15 protein-coding genes are annotated in these 19,039 nt (G+C 70.5%); 8 read left to right on the top strand and 7 right to left on the bottom strand.

All coding sequences use genetic code 11. The features are described from left to right. The first annotated feature begins 118 nt into the window (after positions 1-118). The gene (gene mtnA / locus FHW79_RS01465; RefSeq protein WP_183177344.1) at positions 119-1,228 is read left to right on the top strand and encodes an S-methyl-5-thioribose-1-phosphate isomerase; all 1,110 of its coding nucleotides are present in this window, start codon (positions 119-121) and stop codon (positions 1,226-1,228) included. 22 nt (positions 1,229-1,250) lie between these two features. Here mtnA and FHW79_RS01460 read toward each other — a convergent pair whose 3' ends face one another. Together FHW79_RS01460 and FHW79_RS01455 are read right to left on the bottom strand one after the other, a co-directional pair. Next, a complete protein-coding gene (locus FHW79_RS01460) occupies positions 1,251-1,727 on the bottom strand; it encodes a DUF4126 family protein (RefSeq protein ID WP_348984016.1) in 477 nt (158 codons plus the stop codon). A 13-nt stretch (positions 1,728-1,740) separates the two neighbouring features. Then, positions 1,741-3,213: an aldehyde dehydrogenase family protein gene (locus FHW79_RS01455; RefSeq protein WP_183177343.1), complete on the bottom strand. Its 1,473-nt coding sequence runs from the start codon at positions 3,211-3,213 to the stop codon at positions 1,741-1,743. A 9-nt stretch (positions 3,214-3,222) separates the two neighbouring features. On the opposite strand from FHW79_RS01455, the gene crtI (FHW79_RS01450) reads away from it, so the two are divergent. The 5 genes from crtI (FHW79_RS01450) to FHW79_RS01430 are packed head-to-tail and all read left to right on the top strand — an operon-like array spanning position 3,223 to position 8,811. Further along, on the top strand, positions 3,223-4,830 hold the full coding sequence (crtI, locus tag FHW79_RS01450; protein ID WP_348984014.1) for a phytoene desaturase family protein: 1,608 nt from the start codon (positions 3,223-3,225) through the stop codon (positions 4,828-4,830). After that, the gene (gene crtI / locus FHW79_RS01445; RefSeq protein WP_183177341.1) at positions 4,827-6,368 is read left to right on the top strand and encodes a phytoene desaturase family protein; all 1,542 of its coding nucleotides are present in this window, start codon (positions 4,827-4,829) and stop codon (positions 6,366-6,368) included. The genes crtI (FHW79_RS01450) and crtI (FHW79_RS01445) overlap by 4 nt, the downstream gene beginning before the upstream one ends. A 9-nt stretch (positions 6,369-6,377) precedes the next feature. Then, positions 6,378-7,196, top strand: coding sequence for a lysophospholipid acyltransferase family protein (locus FHW79_RS01440; protein ID WP_183177340.1), 819 nt, complete (start codon positions 6,378-6,380; stop codon positions 7,194-7,196). After that, the gene (locus FHW79_RS01435; protein WP_183177339.1) at positions 7,196-8,347 is read left to right on the top strand and encodes a glycosyltransferase; all 1,152 of its coding nucleotides are present in this window, start codon (positions 7,196-7,198) and stop codon (positions 8,345-8,347) included. The genes FHW79_RS01440 and FHW79_RS01435 overlap by 1 nt, the downstream gene beginning before the upstream one ends. Beyond that, complete coding sequence (locus tag FHW79_RS01430) at positions 8,344-8,811, top strand: DUF2141 domain-containing protein (protein ID WP_183177338.1); 468 nt, start codon at positions 8,344-8,346, stop codon at positions 8,809-8,811. The genes FHW79_RS01435 and FHW79_RS01430 overlap by 4 nt, the downstream gene beginning before the upstream one ends. Positions 8,812-8,814: 3 nt before the next feature. On the opposite strand, the gene FHW79_RS01425 is transcribed toward FHW79_RS01430, so the two are convergent. Together FHW79_RS01425 and FHW79_RS01420 are read right to left on the bottom strand one after the other, a co-directional pair. Beyond that, entirely contained in the window at positions 8,815-9,438 is a 624-nt protein-coding gene (locus FHW79_RS01425; protein ID WP_183177337.1) for a 3'-5' exonuclease, read from the bottom strand. An 11-nt stretch (positions 9,439-9,449) separates the two neighbouring features. Further along, positions 9,450-10,040, bottom strand: coding sequence for an NUDIX hydrolase (locus FHW79_RS01420; protein ID WP_183177336.1), 591 nt, complete (start codon positions 10,038-10,040; stop codon positions 9,450-9,452). 322 nt (positions 10,041-10,362) lie between these two features. Here FHW79_RS01420 and FHW79_RS01415 point away from each other — a divergent pair, with 322 nt between their 5' ends. After that, on the top strand, positions 10,363-11,382 hold the full coding sequence (locus FHW79_RS01415; RefSeq protein WP_183177335.1) for a class I SAM-dependent methyltransferase: 1,020 nt from the start codon (positions 10,363-10,365) through the stop codon (positions 11,380-11,382). 161 nt (positions 11,383-11,543) lie between these two features. Here FHW79_RS01415 and FHW79_RS01410 read toward each other — a convergent pair whose 3' ends face one another. Further along, positions 11,544-12,872, bottom strand: a complete 1,329-nt coding sequence (locus tag FHW79_RS01410) for an ABC transporter substrate-binding protein (RefSeq protein WP_183177334.1) — start codon at positions 12,870-12,872, stop codon at positions 11,544-11,546. A 248-nt stretch (positions 12,873-13,120) separates the two neighbouring features. Between FHW79_RS01410 and acnA the strand changes: the two genes are divergently transcribed. Next, entirely contained in the window at positions 13,121-15,811 is a 2,691-nt protein-coding gene (gene acnA, locus FHW79_RS01405) for an aconitate hydratase AcnA (protein WP_183177333.1), read from the top strand. A 58-nt stretch (positions 15,812-15,869) separates the two neighbouring features. Here acnA and FHW79_RS01400 read toward each other — a convergent pair whose 3' ends face one another. Beyond that, complete coding sequence (locus tag FHW79_RS01400; RefSeq protein WP_183177332.1) at positions 15,870-17,768, bottom strand: acyltransferase family protein; 1,899 nt, start codon at positions 17,766-17,768, stop codon at positions 15,870-15,872. A 443-nt stretch (positions 17,769-18,211) separates the two neighbouring features. After that, entirely contained in the window at positions 18,212-19,039 is an 828-nt protein-coding gene (locus tag FHW79_RS01395; RefSeq protein ID WP_183177331.1) for a LytTR family DNA-binding domain-containing protein, read from the bottom strand.

Below are 19,039 nucleotides of genomic sequence, written 5' to 3'. Positions count from 1 at the left end.
AACACTTTTTTGCAGGCTCCTGTTCCCTGGGTACGCCCGTTGAACCGCGCCGCGCCACCCCCTATTGTCGCGTCGGGCCGAAAGGCCGAAGCGGCATCGAGCGCGGGGAGTAGGGCGTATGAAGATCGACGGCACGGCCTATCGCACGATCTGGCTGGCGCAGGACGGCTGGTCGGTGGAGATCATCGACCAGACGCGGATGCCGCATGATTTCGCCGTCGCGCGGCTGACCGACCTCGATGAAGCCGCCCATGCCATCCGCGCCATGCTGGTGCGCGGGGCGCCGCTGATCGGGGCGACCGCCGCCTACGGCGTCGCGCTGGCCATGCGGGCCGAGCCGTCCGACACCGCCCTGGAAGGCGCCTGCGCCCGGCTGCTCGCCACCCGCCCGACCGCGGTCAACCTGCGCTGGGCGCTGGAGCGGATGCGCGCCCGCCTGGCGCCGCTGCCGCCCGCCGCCCGCGCCGAGGCCGCTTACGCCGAGGCCGCGGCGGTCTGCGACGAGGACGTCGCCATCAACCGCGCCATCGGTGAGCATGGCGCCGCCCTGATCCGCGAGGCCGCCCGCCGCAAGGCCCCGGGCGAGCCGGTGAACGTGCTGACCCACTGCAACGCCGGTTGGCTCGCCACCGTCGATTGGGGCACGGCGCTCGCCCCGGTCTATGTCGCCGTCGAGGAGGGCATCCGCCTGCATGTCTGGGTGGACGAGACGCGCCCGCGCAACCAGGGCGCCAGCCTGACCGCCTGGGAGCTGAACCGCCACGGCGTGCCCCACACGGTGGTGGTCGACAACACCGGCGGCCACCTGATGCAGCACGGCATGGTCGACCTGTGCATCGTCGGCACCGACCGCACCACGGCGACCGGTGACGTCTGCAACAAGATCGGCACCTACCTGAAGGCGCTGGCCGCCCACGACAACGGGGTGCCCTTCTACGTCGCGCTGCCCTCGCCGACCATCGACTGGGGCATGGCGGACGGGGTGAGGGACATTCCCATCGAGGAGCGCGACGCCCGCGAGGTGACCGAGCTGACCGGCCTCACCGCCGACGGGCGGATCGAGACCATCCGCGTCACCCCGGCCGGTAGCCCGGCGGTCAATTACGGCTTCGACGTCACCCCGGCCCGTCTGGTGACCGGTCTGGTGACCGAGCGCGGCGTCTGCCCGGCGAGCCGGGAGGGGCTGCTGGGGCTGTTTCCGGAGCAGGGCGGCGGCGCGGCGCGCTGACGCCCTCTTTCCGAAAAGCCGCTTACGCCGCGACGACGACGAGCAGGGCGACGGTGAGCGCCACCGCGTCTTCGATCAGCGCCGCCGGCCGGTCGCGGCCGAAGGCGGCGGCCATGCGCCGGCGCGCCTCGTAGAAAAGGAGCGTGCTGGCGACCGCGCCGAGCCCGCCGGCGATCAGTCCAGGGACCCACGCCCCCGCGTTCGCGCCGATGGCCGCCCCCGCGATGGCGCCGCCGGCGATGCGGCTGGCGAAGGGGAAGGGGCGTTTGCGGCTGGGGGTGGTCGGCAGCTTGTCGGTGATCAGCTCCCCCACCGCCATGACGGTGAAGACCCAGGGCGAGACCGGGTGGCCGAGAAAGAACAGCCAGCTTTCCGACAGGTCGAGCCAGCCGCCATAGGCGGCCCAGGAGACCGCCGCCGGACCCAGCAGGGTGCGCGAACCGGAAACGGCGCCGATCAGGACGGCGAGGATCAGGGCGGTCGTCACGGCAATCGTCACAGTGATCTCCGGGTCAGTCGGTCCGGCGGTCGCGCAGGGCCTGGATCAGCTGCCGGACCGCCCCGGCGCGGGCGCCGGGACCGCCGTGGAGCAGGCGGAGCGCCGCCAGCATCAGCGCCGCGTCGCCGTCGCGCGGCGGGTCGGTGTGCGGAAGCCGCCGGCCGCGCCGCACCGAAACGGTCTTCACCCGCGTCATCTCCAGCAGCCCCTCGGCCCCGCGCGTGACGCCCCAGCCGCTGGCGCGGCGGCCGCCGAAGGGCAGGCGGGGGTCGGCGGTCGGCACGATCAGGTCGTTGACCGTCACCGTCCCGGCGTCCAGCCGCCCGGCCAGGGCGCAGGCCTCCGCCTCCGGTCCGAAGACCGAGGCGCCGAGCGCGTAGGGGCTCGCGGCGGCGGCCTCCAGCGCCTCCTCCATGTCGCGGACCGGCACCAGCGACAGGATGGGGGCGAACAGCTCCTCGCGCAGCAGCGCCATGCCCGGCCGCGCGTCGGCGACGATCAGCGGCGCCATCGCCGGGTCGGCATCCGCGGGCAGGGGGCCGAGCGGGCGGGCGCCCTCCGCCACCGCCGCGCGGACCAGCCCGACCAGCCGCCGCCGCACCGGCAGGGGCACCGCCGCCGGCGGGATCGCCGCCGCGCTGCGCGTCAAGGCGTCCTCCAGCGCCGCCGCCTGGGCGCGCGGCACGAAGACCCGGCGCGGCGCGATGCAGGTGGCGGAGCCGTTGAGGCGCAGGCCGAAGGCCAGCGCGCGGGCGACCGTGCCGAGGTCGGCCCCCGGCAGGACGAACACCGCGTCGTTGCCCGACAATTCCATGGTGGAGGGCACCAGCGAATCGGCGAGTTGGCGGGCCACTGTCCGGCCGGTGCCGGCCGATCCGGTCAGCACCAGCTTGTCGATGCCGGCGGCGATCGCGTCGGACACCGCGTCGGGGGACTCGTCCAGAAGCTGGAACAGGCCGTCCGGCAGGCCGGCCTCGGCCAGCCAGTCGGCCAGCCGTTCCATCGGCGCGGAGCAGCCGGGCGCCGGCTTGACCAGCACGGCGTTCCCGGCGCTCAGCGCCTGGAGCGCCTGCACCCCCGGCAGCAGCAGCGGGTAGTTGGACGGGCCGACGATCAGGACGGTGCCGAACGGCTCCCGCCGCACCTCCGCCGCGACGCCGAACAGCCAGGCTGGGCGGCCTCGCGCGCCCAGGCGCCGCGGCGCCAGCAGCGCGGCGGCCTCGCGCTCCAGGAAACGGCAGGCCTCGGCAAGCGGCAGGACCTCCGCGCTCAGGCTCTCGGCCGCGCTGCGTCCGGGGCGGGTCGCCAGCGTGTGCACAAGCTCCTCCGCATCCGCCGCGATGCGGCGGCGGATTTTGCGGACGATGGACAGTCTTTCGCCTGTATTGCCGCCGGCCCACGCGGCGCGCGCAATGGAAAATGGATCGCCGGCCCCGCTTGTCCAAGGGGTTACGCCTGGAGGGGTGGCTTTGTGGCTGTGATCCATTTCCGGTCCATGTTCGTAACTGCCTTCACACAAGTCGGCAGCTCGGGAGCGTTTGGCAAGCGGATGGAACGGCAAGTCGTAATCATTGGCGCTGGGCCGGGTGGATTGGCATCCGCGATGCTTCTGGCGCTCACCGGGGCGAAGGTCACCCTGCTGGAGCGGCAGGACCGCGTCGGCGGCCGGTCGGCCGGCTTCGCGCTCGACGGGTACCGCTTCGACAGCGGCCCGACCTTCTTCCTCTACCCCCGCATCCTGGAGGAGATCTTCGAGGCCTGCGGGCGCCGCCTGTCGGAGGAGGTCGACCTGATCCGCCTCGACCCGCTCTACCGGCTGGTCTTCGAGGCCGGCGGGGAGCTGAGGGTCCACGCCGAGATGAAGGCGCTGATGGCGGAGATCGCGCGCCTCAACCCGCGCGACGCCCATGGGCTGCCGCGTTTCCTGGCCGACAACCGGGCGAAGATGGAGCTGTTCCGCCCGATCCTGGAAACCGACTTCTCCAGCCCCTGGGCGCTGGCGTCGCTGCCGATGCTGAAGGCGCTGGGGCGGCTGTCGCCGCAGCGCTCGGTCGACCGCGACCTGTCCCGTTACTTCCAGGACCCGCGCGTCCGCCTCGCCTTCTCCTTCCAGAGCAAGTATCTGGGCATGTCGCCCTTCCGCTGCCCCAGCCTGTTCACCATCCTCTCCTTCCTGGAGCACGAGCACGGCGTCTTCCACCCGCGCGGCGGCACCGAAGCGGTGATGGAGGCGATGCGGCGGGTGGCCGAGAGCCTCGGCGTCACCGTCCGGCTGAACGAGACGGTGCGCCACATCCGCTTCCAGGGCCGGCGCGCCGTGGGGGTGCGGACGGAGGCCGGCGAGTACCCGGCCGACGCGCTGGTCATCAACGCCGACTTCGCCCGCGCGATGACGAGTCTGGTGCCCGACGACCTGCGCCGCCGCTGGAGCGACGCCCGCATCGCCACCAAGAAATTCTCCTGCTCCACCTTCATGCTCTATCTCGGGATCGAAGGCCGGATGGAGGGGCTGGACCACCACACCGTCTATCTGGCGGAGGACTACGCCCGCAACCTCGCCGAGATCGAGGACGGCCGCGAGATGCCGCGCCGTCCCTCGATCTACGTGCAAAACGCCTGCGTCACCGACCCGGAGCTCGCTCCGCCCGGCGGCAGCACCCTCTACATCCTGGTGCCGGTCGGCCACCAGCGCGGCCACATCGACTGGGCGGCCGAAGCGCCGCGCTACCGCCGCCTCGTGCTCGACCGGCTGGCCGGCTTCGGCCTGACCGACCTGGAGCGGCGCATCCGGGTGGAGCGCGTGGTGACGCCGGCCGATTGGGACCGCCACTTCGCGGTGCACCGCGGGGCCACCTTCAATCTGGCGCACAGTCTGGACCAGATGCTCCACCTGCGTCCGCACAACCGGTTCGAGGATCTGGACGGCGTCTATCTGGTGGGCGGCGGCACCCACCCCGGCAGCGGCCTGCCGGTGATCTTCGAAGGCGCGCGCATCACGTCGCGGCTGCTGGCCTCGGAGTTGGGCCTGCCGACGCCCTGGCGCAGCGAAACCATGGGACTGTCCGGCCTGCCCAAGCGGGCCGTAGCGGGGGGATTGGCATGACGGATCGGATCGCGGTGATCGGCGGCGGCCTGGGCGGGCTGGCGTCGGCGGTGGTGCTGGCGGCGCGCGGCCACAAGGTGGTGCTTCTGGAGAAGAACGGCTGGGTCGGCGGCAAGGCGGCGGTGCTGGAGGAGGGCGGCTTCCGCTTCGACATGGGTCCGACCATCCTGACCGTGCCGCGCGTGCTGCGCCGCATCCTGGCGGAGGCCGGCTGCGACCTCGACCGCGAGCTGGAACTGGTCCGGCTGGAGCCGCAATGGCGCTGCTTCTTCGACGACGGCACCGTGCTCGACCTGTCGGAGAACATCGGCGCGATGGCCGCGGACCTCGACCGGCTGACCCCCGGCCGCGGCGCCGGGGAGGGCTACCGCCGTTTCCAGGCCTTGTCGGAGCGCCTGCACGGCATCTCCGAACGCTTCTTCTTCTGGAAGTCGGTGGAGGATCTGGGCGACACGCTGAAGCTCCGCGACAGCATGAACGCCGGCACCCTGTCCGACGTGCTGGCGCTGCGCATGGGCAGCACGGTGGCCGGCACCATCCGCAGCCACGTCCCCGACGCCCGCGCCGCCCAGATGCTCGACCATTTCACCCAGTATGTCGGGTCCTCCCCCTACGGCTCCCCGGCGGTGCTCTGCGCCATCGCCCACATGCAGACCAACGACGGCGTCTGGTACCCGATGGGCGGCACCCGCGCCGTTCCGCTGGCGCTGGAGCGGGTGGCGCGTCGCCTCGGCGTCGAGATCCGCACCGGCACCGGCGTGCGCCGGCTGGAGGTGACGGACAAGCGCGTCACCGCCGTCGAGACCGAGGGCGGGGAGCGCATTCCGGTGTCGGCGGTGGTTTCCAACATGGATTCCGTCCGCACCTACGAGGAGCTGGTGGGCGGCGCCCCGGCCAAGCGCTTCCGCAAGCGCCGGCGCTACGAGCCGGCCTGCTCGGGCGTGGTCTTCTATCTCGGGCTCGACCGCGGCTACGACCATCTGCTGCACCACGATTTCGTCTTTTCCCGCGACCCGGCGGAGGAGTTCGACTGGATCTACCGCCGCGGCGAGCCGGCGCCCGACCCGACCTGCTACATCGCCGCCCCTGCCCGCACCGAGCCCGGCGTGGCGCCGCCAGGGGGCGAGGCGCTCTATGTGCTGGTCCACACCCCCTACCTGCGGCCGCACCACGACTGGTCGCGGATGCTGCCGGACTACCGCCGCGTGGTCTTCGACAAGCTGAAGCGCACCGCCGGCATGGCCGACCTGGAGGACCGCATCCGCGTCGAGCGCGTCCTGACCCCGCAGGACATCCACGACCGCTACCGCGTGCTGAACGGCGCCATCTACGGGCTGGCCAGCCACGGCCGCTTCATGGGCGCCTTCAAGCCGGGCAACCGCTCGCGCGACGTGGAGGGGCTGTATCTGGCCGGCGGGGCCGCCCATCCCGGGCCGGGCATGCCGATGGTGCTGATGTCGGGCTGGATCGCCGCCGACAGCCTGGATCAGGACCTCCGGAATGGGGCGCGCGACACCGACCTGCGCGCCGTCGCCTGAGTCGTGGGCATGCTGGATGATGGGCTGAACGACGATCCGGTGGCGCGGCGCTCGCCGGCGCTCTGCCGCTTCTTCGGCGCCATCATGGCGCGGCGGATGCGGCGCGACTTCCATGCGGTGCGGCTGTCCCGGCCGGGCTGGCCGGCGCTGCCGGCGGACCGGCCGGTGATCGTCTGCCTGAACCATCCGTCCTGGTGGGACCCCGCTTTGCTGATCGTGATGGGGACCACCCGCTACCGCGACCGGCCGGGCTACGGCCCCATCGACGCGGCGATGCTGCGCCGCTACCGCTTCATGGCGCGCATCGGCCTGTTCGGGGTCGAACCGGGCCGGGCCGGGGCCGCCGCCTTCCTGCGTCACGGCCGGCGCATCCTGGGCGACCCGCGCTCCATGCTGTGGATCACCGCGGAGGGCGCCTTCACCGATCCGCGCCGCCGCCCGGTCCGCCTGCGGCCGGGCATCGCCCATCTGGTCCGCCGCGCGCCCGAGGCGGTGGTCGTGCCGCTCGCCGTGGAATACCCGTTCTGGGACGAGAGCGCGCCGGAGGCGCTGGGCCGCTTCGGGGAGCCGATGGATGCCTCCGCCTTCGCCGGCCGGCCCGTTCCGGACATCGCCGTCGCGCTGGAACGACGGCTGGAGGCAACGATGGACGCGCTGGCGCTCGACGCGCAGAGCCGCGACCCGGCGCGCTTCCTCACGCTGATCGACGGCACGGCGGGGGTGGGCGGCGTCTACGACCTGTGGCGCCGGGCGCGGGCCTGGGCCGGCGGGCAACGCTTCACGGCCAGCCACGGCGACGCGCCGGACACGAAAGGGACCCCCCGCTGATGCCGACCGTCACGCTGCTGGCCGCGCTGGCTCTGGCGTTCGCCCTGCTGCCGCTGGGGCTGGGCCTTGTGAACCTTTGCCTCTACCGCCGGCCGAAGGCCGAGCCGCCGCCGGACGCCGCCGTCAGCATCCTGATTCCCGCCCGCAACGAGGAGGCGACCATCGCCGCCGCGGTGCGGGCGGCGCTGTCCAGCTGCGGTGTGACGGTGGAGGTGGTGGTGCTGGACGACCATTCCACCGACCGCACGGCCGAGATCGTCCGCGCCATCGCCGCCCGCGATCCCCGCCTGCGGCTGGAGACGGCGCCGCCGCTGCCGCCGGGCTGGTCGGGCAAGCAGCACGCCTGCCAGGCGCTCGCCAAGCTGGCGCGGCACCCGGTTCTGCTGTTCCAGGACGCCGACGTGCGGCTGGCCCCGGACGCCGCCCGGCGGGCCTGCGGCGCGCTGCTGGCGGGCAGGGCGGGGCTGGTCAGCGGCTTCCCGCGCCAGGAGACCGGCACCCTGGCCGAGGCGCTGGTGATCCCGCTGATCCATGTGCTTCTGCTCGGCTATCTGCCGATGGTCGGGATGCGCTGGTCGGGCAATCCGGGCTTCGCCGCCGCCTGCGGCCAGCTGATCGCGGTGCGGCGGGACGCCTACCAGACGGCCGGCGGTCACGCCGCCATCGCGACCTCCCTGCATGACGGGGTGACGCTGCCGCGGGCCTTCCGCCGGGCGGGGCAGGGGACCGACCTGTTCGACGCGACCGGCCTCGCCCGCTGCCGGATGTATCGCGGCTGGCGGGAGGTGTGGTCCGGCTTCTCGAAGAACGCGACGGAGGGGATGGCGACCCCGGTCGCCCTGCCGGTCTGGACCCTGCTGCTGTTCGGCGGCCATGTCCTGCCCTGGCTGCTGCTGGGCTGGGCGGCGCTGGACCCGCTGCCGGAGGGGGCGGCCGCCCTGGCGGCGCTGGCCGTGGCTACGGGGCTGTCGTTCCGCTTGCTGCTGGCTATCCGTTTCCGGCAGAGTCTGGTCGGCGCGCTGCTCCATCCGGTGGGCATCCTGATCCTGCTGGCGATCCAGTGGTCGGCGCTGCTGCGCGCCCGCCGGGGCCGCCCGGCGGAATGGCGGGGGCGCGCCTATCCGTCCACCTCCAGAACGGGTGCACCATGACGACCCCTCGGCAGTTCCCGAACGTCCGCAGCATCGCGGTGGGCGGATCGCTGGCCGCTCTGGCGGTCCTCCTGGTGACGGCCCCGGCCGCCGCCGCCGACCTCGCCATCACCGTCGCCAACGTCGCGAATGCGCAGGGGAAGGTGCTGGTCGCGGTGTGCTCGGCGGAGACGTTCCTGGGGCCCAACTGTCCCTACACCGGAGAGGAACCGGCGCGGCCGGGCAGCGTCACCGTGGTGGTGCACAAGGTGCCGCCGGGCACCTACGCGGTGCAGTCCTTTCATGACGAGAACCAGAATCTCGAACTCGACCGCAACTTCCTCGGCCTGCCGAAGGAGGGGGTCGGCTTCAGCAACGACGCCCCCATGCGCTTCGGCCCGCCGCGCTACGCCGACGCCGCGCTGGTCGTCACCGAGCCGGTGACGAGCACGACGCTGACCCTGCGCTACCTGATCGAACGCTGAGCCTCAGATCACTGGCACCAGACGCCGCCGCCGGGGCGGCGGGTTGCCGCCCTTGCAGGGGCTGTAGCCGCCGGGCGCCAGCTGCCCGAACGTGATGCCGGTGGCGGCGGCGATGTCGGCCAGCCGCTCCAGCCCCAGCACGCGGGTGGCGGCGAGCGCGATGCGCCCGCAGGCCTCGGCGTCGCTGCCGGCGCGGTGGTGGTCGAGCGCGATGCCGAGATGGTCGGCCAGATAATTCAGCTTGTGCGCGGCCAGCTGCGGCCACGCCTTGCGCGCTAGCACCACGGTGCAGAGGTAGCTGCAGGCCGGCCAGTCCAGTCCGTAATCGTCCAGCGTGTGGCGCAGCACGCTGATGTCGAAGGAGGCGTTGTGGGCCAGCACCAGACGCCCCTCCAGCCGCCGGGCGAAACGGTGCCAGACCTCCGGGAACTCCGGCGCGCCGGCGACATCTTCCGCCCGCAGGCCGTGGACGGCGGTGTTGAAGGGGTTGAAGCGCATCTCCCGTGGGCGGATCAGATGCTCCTCCGTCTCCACCACGCGCCCCTCCTCGATCCAGGCGACGCCGATGGAGCAGGCGCTGGTCCGTGACTCGTTGGCGGTCTCGAAGTCGATGGCGACAGCCTTCATGATGTCTTCCCTCAGCCCAGGATGAGGCGGGTGACGTCCTCGGGCAGGTCGCCGTCGAGCGCCATCAGGCGGACCCGCAGCAGGCTCGCGACCGCGATGGCGTCGGTGATCTCCCCGCGCTTGACCATGGCGTAGGCTTCGGCGAAGGGAACGTGGCGCAGTTGCAGGACCTCGGTCTCCTCCGGTTCGGCCTGCCCCTGCTCGATCCCCCAGGCGAGAAAGCAATGGGCGGTTTCGTCGGTGATGCTGTTCGACAGGTGCATGGTCAGGATCGGCAGCCAGTGGCGGGCCGTCTGGCCGGTTTCCTCCAGCAGCTCGCGCTTGGCCGACTCCACCGGATCGACGCCCTTCTTGCCGCCGCCCTCGGGGATCTCCCAGCTGTACTGCTCCAGCGGGAAGCGGTACTGGCCGACCAGCGTGACGCGGCCCCGGTCGTCGATGGGAACCACCCCGGTCGCCAGATTCTGGGCGTGCATGACGCCGTAGATGCCGGGGTTGCCGAGCGGGGTCAGCACCGCGTGCTCCACCACCCGCATCCACGGATTCTCGTAGATCGGCTTGGTCGTCAGGACGGTCCAGGGGTTGCCGGTCTTGTGCGGCACGCCGGTGCTCCTTGCGCGGTGTGGGGGACGGGCTGTGGGGGTGCTGGGGCGGAACTATAGGCATTGCGCCCCGATGCTGCAACGCGGCGCGCTTCAGCCACTTGGCCGCGCGTCGGCCCTGGAACCGCAAGCCGAGGGTGTTGCGGAAATATTTCACAGTTAGATAAAATTTTCGCGACAGTTCATGAAAGTCCTCTCCAACTGTTCGTGCTGGTTACTTGACTCCCCGACTGTTGAGGTCTACCTCTATATTGTGCGGTATCCGTGGATGCCGACGGTAGCCGTCCTTCGTGGGGCAGCAATTTTGGAAACGCAGCGCCGGATGCGGCACAATTTTCAGGATAGGGAGCGCTGGCGCAACCCCGACTGGCGGACGAAATTCGTCGCTTGGTGGGAAGGCTACGACCTCGCCGCGCTGTCCCGCCTGGCCCGCACCGCTCCCGCTTCCCGCCTGCCGCTGCGCGGCCCGGTCGCGGCGCTGGGCTCCGCCCCCCCGGCCGGCGCCCTGCCGCCCGAGGCGGCGCGGGCCGATGCCGACATGGAGCGGCTGGAGAACCTGCAGCTCGACCGCCAAGGCGAACCGGTCTGGTCGGTCGCCCGCACGGAGGGGGCGCAGATGCTGTGGGGCCAGGACTGCGTCGGCCCCGGCGATTCGCAATGGATGGTCGAATCCGTCCGCTCCTTCGGGCTGAACCCGGCCAAGAGCGTGCTCGACCTCTCGGCGGGGCTGGGCGGGCCGGCGCGCGGCATCGTCGACAGCTACGACACCTGGGTGACCGGGCTGGAGATGTCGCCCCTGCTGGCGAAGATGGGGATGGAGCGGTCCAAGGCGCTGGGCGTGTCGAAGAAGGCGCCGATCGGCCATTACGACCCCGAGCATTTCAACCAGGCGGGCTCCTTCGACCTCGTGCTGGCCGATCGGGTGATGCACCGGGTGCGCGACAAGGAGAACTTCCTCGACCGCGTCAGCGAGTGCGTCAAGCCGAAGGGCGGCGTGCTGCTGTTCGACTACGTGATCGAGGGCACCCCCTCCTCCTGGGAGAGCTGGAACGGCTGGCGCGATTCCGAGCCGCTGGAGGTCTATCCCTGGTCGGCCACCCGCATGGCCGACGAGCTGACCCAGCGCAACCTCGACCTGCGCATTTCCGAGGATCTGACCCAGTTCCACCGCCGTCAGGCCGTGGAGCGGGTGCGCCGTCTGGGCGAGGCGCTGAAGACCGCCGCCCCCGAGCCCCGCGTGCTGAAGGCGCTGGCCCGCGAACTGGCTTTGTGGTGGTCGCGCCTGCGCGTGCTGGGCAGCGGGTTGCGTTTCTGCCGCTACGTGGCGATGCGCCCGACTTAATCATCAAGCGTAAAGCCTGACGTATCAGGCTTTACGCTTGCCCTCAATCGGCGGGCGCGGCCGTCCGGCCGCTTGCCTTCGCAGGCATGGACCTGCGGGGCCGCCGTCGCGGCCCTTATCGTCGGGCGTCAGCCGGGACTGACGCCCGACGATGACGAGTCCTAATCACAGGCACGCGGTTCGATCTTGCGTTCCACCGCGAAGCGCCGGGCCGACTCCGCCACCAGCTTGCGGATCAGGGCGCGGCGCGGCTCGATGGGGCCGGAGACGTCCAGCCAGCGCTCCCCGTCCCACCGCTGGACATGGAGGGGCACGATCCCCTCATGGTCGGCGCAGGTGATGCGCAGCGGCTGCATGAAGCCGTCCAGCCCCAGTTCGGTCAGCCGTTCGGCGGTCAGGTCCAGATGGTCGAAGCCCCAGGCCACCTGCGCCCCGGTCAGCGGCCGGCGGCCGTATCGGCCCTGCGCGGTGCGGATGGCCTCGACCAGGACGGCGGCGTTGAAGACCCCACGGTTGTACAGCACCGTGCCGATCTGGCCGGGATCGCCGACCCCCAGCCCGCGGGCGTGGACCTGCTCGCGGATGGCGCGGATCACCGGCAGGTCGCTTCCGGCGGCGTGGAAGGCGACCGCCTTGTAGCCGACCGCCGCCGCGCCGACCGGCCGGACGTCCAGCTCCGACCCGGCCCACCAGACGCCGATCATGCGGTCGGCCGGATAGCCGGCGGCGGCGGCCTCGCGCAGGGCGGTGGAATTCTGCACGCCCCAGCCCCACAGGATCACGTAGTCGGGCCGGTAGTGGCGGGCGATCTGCGTCCAGACGGCGCGCTGGTCCAGCCCCGGCGGGGCGACGGGGAAGCTGCGCATCTCGAAGCCCAGCGGGCCGCGCAGCGCCTCCAGCATGGGCAGCGGCTCCTTGCCGAAGGCGCTGTCGTGGTAGACGTAGGCGATTTTCCGCCCGCGCAGCTGGTCCTGCCCGCCCAACTCTGTGGCGATATGGCTGATCGCGGCGTCGATGCCCGTCCAATAGCTGGCCGGGGCGTTGATGGCGTAGGGGAAGACCCGCCCGTCGGACACGTCTGCCCGCCCGTAGCCGGAGGAGAAGACCGGGATGCGGTCGGCGGCCCCACGCTCGATCAGGGCGTAGGTGATGCCGGTGGACAGCGGCAGGACGGCGGCGGCGCCGGTCGGCCCCTTGGCCTTCAGCCGCTCGTAGCAGTCCACCCCGCGGTCGGTGTTGTAGCCGGTGTCGCACTCCTCCCAGGCGATGGGCACGCCGCCGATGCCGCCGTCGCGCCGGTTGACCAGCGTCAGATAGTCGGCCACCCCGTCGGCCAGCGGGATGCCGTAGGGCGCGTAGGGGCCGCTGCGATAGACGAGGTGCGGGAAGAACTGCGCCCCTTGCGGCGGCTCCGGGGCGGCCGCGACCGGGGCGCACAGCACCACCGCCGCCAGGGCCACCGCCGCCAAAGCTGGGGCGCGCCATGCCATTCCGTTTCCTCCACCCGTCGCGCGCCGGGCCGTTCCGCCCATTCGCGTGGTTGTCGTTTTGCGCGATTCTAGTACGGACCGGCCCCTTTTCGCACGAAGAGAGCGCAGCCCTCACGCTTGCGCTTGCCTGCCCTTTGCACGGCGCCGTTTGAAGGGGGGCGGGACCGGCACTAAATCAGGCGGTTGAGACATGCGGAAACCACGGCCGCCGCCCGGCCGGTCCGCCAATAACGCGAAGGAGGGGTACCGTGACGACGTTCACCGGTCAGGACTCGCTGAAAACCCGCCGTTCCCTGTCCGTCGGGGGCAAGAGCTACGATTATTTCAGCATCAAGGCCGCGGAGGACGCCGGGCTGGGCGACCTCTCCCGGCTGCCCTATTCGATGAAGGTGCTGCTGGAGAATCTCCTGCGCTTCGAGGACGGGCGCACGGTGTCCACTGACGACGTGAAGGCGGTGGCCCAATGGCTTCACGACAAGCGGTCCGACCGTGAGATCGCCTACCGCCCGGCGCGCGTGCTGATGCAGGACTTCACCGGCGTGCCGGCGGTCTGCGATCTGGCGGCGATGCGCGAGGCGATGGCCGCGCTGGGGGGCGATCCCAAGAAGATCAACCCGCTGGTCCCGGTCGATCTGGTCATCGACCACTCGGTGATGGTCGATTACTTCGGCAACCCCTCCGCCTTCGAGAAGAACGTCGAGCTGGAGTTCGAGCGCAACCTGGAACGCTACGCCTTCCTGCGCTGGGGCCAGAAGGCCTTCGACAATTTCCGCGTCGTTCCGCCGGGCACCGGCATCTGTCATCAGGTGAACGTCGAGTATCTGGCGCAGGGCGTTTGGACCGACACCGACCCGGCGGGCAAGCTCGTCGCCTATCCCGACACGCTGGTCGGCACCGACAGCCACACCACGATGGTGAACGGGCTGGGCGTGCTGGGCTGGGGCGTCGGCGGCATCGAGGCGGAGGCGGCCATGCTCGGCCAGCCCATCTCCATGCTGATCCCCGAGGTCGTCGGCTTCAAGCTGACCGGGCGGCTGAAGGAGGGCACGACGGCGACCGACCTCGTGCTGACCGTCACCCAGATGCTGCGCAAGAAGGGTGTGGTCGGCAAGTTCGTGGAGTTCTACGGAGCGGGTCTGGACCATCTGACGCTGGCCGACCGCGCCACCATCGGCAACATGGCCCCGGAATACGGCGCCACCTGCGGCATCTTCCCGATCGACGCGGAGACCATCCGCTACCTGACCTTCACCGGCCGCGACGCCGACCGCGTGGCGATGGTCGAGGCCTACGCCCGCGCCCAGGGCATGTGGCGCGACGCCGGCACCCCGGACCCCGTCTTCACCGACACGCTGGAGCTGGACATGACGACGGTCGAGCCGTCGCTGGCCGGCCCGAAGCGCCCGCAGGACCGCGTGCCGCTGTCCCAGGCGGCGCAGAGCTTCGGCGGCGATCTGGTGGGGACCTTCAAGGCGGAGGACGCCGACCGCTCCGTTCCGGTGAAGGGCTGCGGCTACAATCTCGACCAGGGGGCGGTGGTGATCGCCGCCATCACCTCCTGCACCAACACCTCCAACCCGGCGGTTCTGGTGGCCGCCGGCCTGCTCGCCCGCAAGGCGGTGGAGAAGGGGCTGAAATCCAAGCCCTGGGTCAAGACCTCGCTGGCGCCGGGCTCGCAGGTGGTCACCGATTATCTGGCCAAGGCCGGCCTCCAGCCCTACCTCGACCAGCTCGGCTTCAACATCGTCGGCTACGGCTGCACCACCTGCATCGGCAACAGCGGCCCGCTGCCCGACCCCATCGCCGCGGCGGTGGAGGAGGGCAACCTCGTGGTCGCCGCGGTGCTGTCGGGCAACCGCAACTTCGAAGGCCGGGTGAACCCGCACACGCGGGCGAACTATCTGGCCTCGCCGCCGCTGTGCGTCGCCTACGCGCTGGCCGGCAACATGAAGATCGACCTGGCCAAGGACCCCATCGGCACCGGCCATGACGGCCAGCCCGTCTACCTGAAGGACATCTGGCCGACCAACCAGGAGGTCCAAGACGCCATCGACGCCTCGCTGTCGGCGGAGATGTTCCGCAGCCGCTACGGCAACGTGTTCGAGGGGCCGGCGCAGTGGCGCGGCATCCGGACCGCCGAGGGCCAGACCTACGAGTGGCAGGCGGGCAGCACCTACGTGAAGCTGCCGCCCTTCTTCGCCGACATGCCGAAGACGCCGGAGGCGGTGAGCGACGTGCGGGGCGCCCGCGCGCTGGCCGTTCTGGGCGACAGCATCACCACCGACCACATCTCGCCCGCCGGTTCGATCAAGAAGACCAGCCCGGCCGGCGAGTATCTGCTGAGCCATCAGGTGCGCCCGCAGGACTTCAACTCCTACGGCGCGCGGCGCGGCAACCACGAGGTGATGATGCGCGGCACCTTCGCCAACATCCGCATCCGCAACGAGATGCTGGCGGGCGTGGAGGGCGGCGAGACCCGGCACTATCCCTCGGGCGAGCAGTTGCCGATCTACACCGCGGCGATGCGCTACGCCCAGGAGGGCGTGCCGCTGGTGGTCATCGCCGGCAAGGAGTACGGCACCGGCTCCAGCCGCGACTGGGCGGCCAAGGGGACCAAGCTGCTGGGCATCCGCGCGGTGATCGCCGAGAGCTTCGAGCGCATCCACCGCTCCAACCTCGTCGGGATGGGCATCCTGCCGCTCCAGTTCAAGGACGGGCTGACCCGCAACGATCTGGCGCTGGATGGCACGGAGACCTTCGACATCGACGGCATCGAGCAGGACCTGCGCCCGCGCAAGGACGTGACGATGACCATCACCCGCGCCGACGGCCAGACGCGGCAGGTGCCGCTGCTGCTGCGCATCGATACGGTGGACGAGGTCGAGTATTACCGGAACGGCGGCGTGCTGAACTTCGTCCTGCGCAATCTGGCGAAGTAGCGGAAGCCGCCGGGGCGGGGGAGGCAGCGGCCACGCCGCCCCCGCCCCCGGCGGTGCCTCACTCCCCGTAGGACCGGTCGGACGCGCTCAGAACCTCCTGGATGCTCTGCACGATCAAGGTGCTGCCACGGGTCGAGAAATGGCCCTGGTCGAGGAAGTAGAAGCCCTGGTCGTCCCTGATCCGACAGAGCGGATGGGCCTTGCAGGGGTCGGGTTCGCAGAAATAGTCGGAGGTGTCGACGAACCGCGCGCCTTGCGTCGCGGCGATGACCGGCTGGTCGGCGGCGTGGCCGGTGATCGAATAGGCCCGATCCGACTTCATGAAGTAGGTGTGGTCGTAAGGGTTGCGGAAGCGGAACACCGGGCTCTGCCCCAGCACCACGATGCGGATGCCCCGGTTCAGCAGGGCCTCCACGGTCTCGTGCAGGCGGCGGAGATCGAGGGCGTTGGTGTCCATGTACCATTCCCACCGCGCCGCCATGATGACGGTGCGGATCCCGTTGCGGTCGATGATCTCCTCGACGCGGCGGTTGAAGTCCTGGCAGTTCGGGCGGGCGGTGACGGGCAGATCCCTGATGGGCGGGCAACCCGACGCCGTGTACTGGACGATGTTGAAGGGCAGGGTGTCGGCGACGGTCTGGAGCCCCGGAACGTAATGGGCCGCGAAGGAATCCCCCCACAGCAGTGCGGTGGGCGCCTCCGCCTTCAGGGGACCGATCCGGCAATTCTCCACACCCGGCCATGCCTCGGGCGGCTGGTCGGTTTCAAGGAAGCAGGTGTACTCCTTGTAGAATTCGCGTCCGGAGATGTCCTGCGGCGTGTAGTCGGCGAAGCGCTGCGGCAGCCCGTTGGTCAGATGGCCGAGCAGTCCGATTGCCGCCAGCCCGGCCATGACCCAGCCGGTCCGCGCGAAGACCTTGGACGGTCGGCGGCCCGTCTCCGTTGCTGGCTTGCGGAAGGGCACTTCGATCAGCCGCCAGGACAGCACGGACACCGCGGCGATGACCACGAGAAGGATCAGCGTCTCCTTGGTGGACAGGTCCCGCCCCTTGTGGAAGCGCGCGAAGACCATCAGCGGCCAATGCCAGATGTACATCGAGTAGGAGATCAGGCCGATGAAGACCACGGGGCGCAGCGTCAGCACCGCGCCGACCGCCGTCGCGCCGCTCCGACCCGCGTGGATGAGCAGCGCCGCGCCCAGACAGGGCAGCAGCGCGGCGTAGCCGGGAAAGGCTGTCGCCTCGGACAGGGCGAACACGCTGACGAGGATCAGGGCGGCGCCGAGGGTGGCGGCCAGTTCCCGCACTGCGCGGCGGCGGATGTCCGGAACGGCCCCGAAGGCCAGCAGGGCGCCCAGCACGAGTTCCCACAGCCGGGGCGGCAGCAGATAGAAGGCGGCCACCGGGTGGTCGCGCACCAGCGACACGCCCAAGGCGAAGGACGCCGCTGCCGCCGTCAGCAGAACGGCGATCCACACCGGGCGCCGATACGGGAGCAACGCCAGAAGGACGAGAGGGAAGACGATGTAGAACTGCTGCTCCACCCCCAGCGACCAGGTGTGCAGAAGCGGGTTCATCTCCGCCGCGTTTTCGAAGTAACCGGCCTTCAGATAATAGACGATGTTGGACGAGAACAGCGTGGTCGCCGCCAGGTTTTGGGAAAAGCCCTTCAAATCCTGGGGCGACAGCAGGAACAGGGCGAAGACAGCGGTGACCGCGAGCGCGGCGAACAGGGCCGGAAGGATTCGGCGGATGCGGCGGACGTAGAAGGTGGCGAGGGAAAAGGTGCCGCGCTGCGCATCGTGCAAAACGATGGAGCCGATGAGATAGCCGGAGATCACGAAGAACACATCGACGCCGATGTATCCGCCGCTGAACAGGGAAAACTTCGCGTGGAACAGCAGAACCGAAAGGATTGATACCGCGCGAAGGCCGTCGATGTCGGGGCGGTACGTCATGGGACCCGCAAGGCTTGGGTGGAATGAAGACGCGGGTCGGGGTTCCCGGACCCGGTTCTGCGGCGGGAGACGAGCGATAAAGGGGTAGGGGAATGCTTGGCGGCACGAGGGAAGGCGGTGTAAACGCTTTCTGACGAGTCAATGGTGTCGAAAAGACTTCACGGTATAGGCGTGAGATCGGCGTTCTTATCGCCTGGATTGATTTGTTGTTTTCGATGACCTTGATAAGAAAATGCCCGTGATTTCGATGGTATGGCATTGCGGCGGGGCGTTGAAGTGAATTCTTGAATGAAACCCTTAGGGTGTCGGCACTTTGAATGGTCTAATAAGAATTCAACGGTAATGTCTGACCGATGGTGATAGAGAAGGCACCCGCTATTGCGTGGAGTTTTCGTGTCTGTTCAGGTTTTACAAGGCATCCGTGTGCGTCCGGATGCCGTCGGTTACGGCCCCGTCTTCTCCGTCCAGCCCGCCTCGCGGACCGCCGATGCGTGGCTGCGGCTGACCGGAACGCGCAGGCCGTTGCGCAGGACCAGCACCAGCTTGCCGTCCGGCTTGCGCTCCACCACGGAGACCGCGGCGGCGGCGACCCAGTGGGAGCGGTGGACCTGCATTCCGTCCAGCCCGGCCAGTTCGGCGATGGCGTCGCGCAGCCGCATCAGGATCAGGTCGCTGCCCTCCGCCGTGTGGGCGCGGACGTAATGGTCCTCCATCTCCAGCGCCAGCAGGTCGCGGCCGAGCCGGGCGGGCAGGCGGGCGAGGAAGGCGGGCTCCGATGGAGGGGGCGGCGCTTGGTCCGGCAGGGGCGCCGTCGCCGTCGGGGCGGCGAGCAGCCCGCGGTCGCGCAGTTCCAGCCAGACCGGGATGGCGGAGACCAGCAGGGTGACCAGGAGGACGTAGACGAACAGTTCCGCCAGACCCGGCGGGTGCAGCATGTCCTTGCCGCGCAGTGATTTCTCCAGCAGCGCCACGGCCAGCGTCATCGGCGCCGCCACGGCCAGCGTCACCCCGGCCAGCAGGGCGCGCCACGCCTCGGGCCTCTCCCGCAGCAGCCGGGAGGCGGCCAGGGTCAGGAACTCGAAAGCGAGGCCGCCCAGCCCGATCAGGCCGACCCAATAGGCCAGCCGCTGGGTCAGCGTCAGATCGGCGAAGGTGCCGAAAGGACCGAGCAAGGCCAGGACCAGCGCCGCGCCGAGCAGCACCGGCAGCCGCCGCCCCAGCAGCCGGCGGCGATAGGGTGTGCGGGGGCGTCCGATCGCGGGCGTGTCCAC

This window comes from Azospirillum sp. OGB3 (genome assembly GCF_014192915.1).
Classification (GTDB): Bacteria; Pseudomonadota; Alphaproteobacteria; order Azospirillales; family Azospirillaceae; genus Azospirillum.
This window is presented reverse-complemented; position numbering and strand designations above follow the sequence as displayed.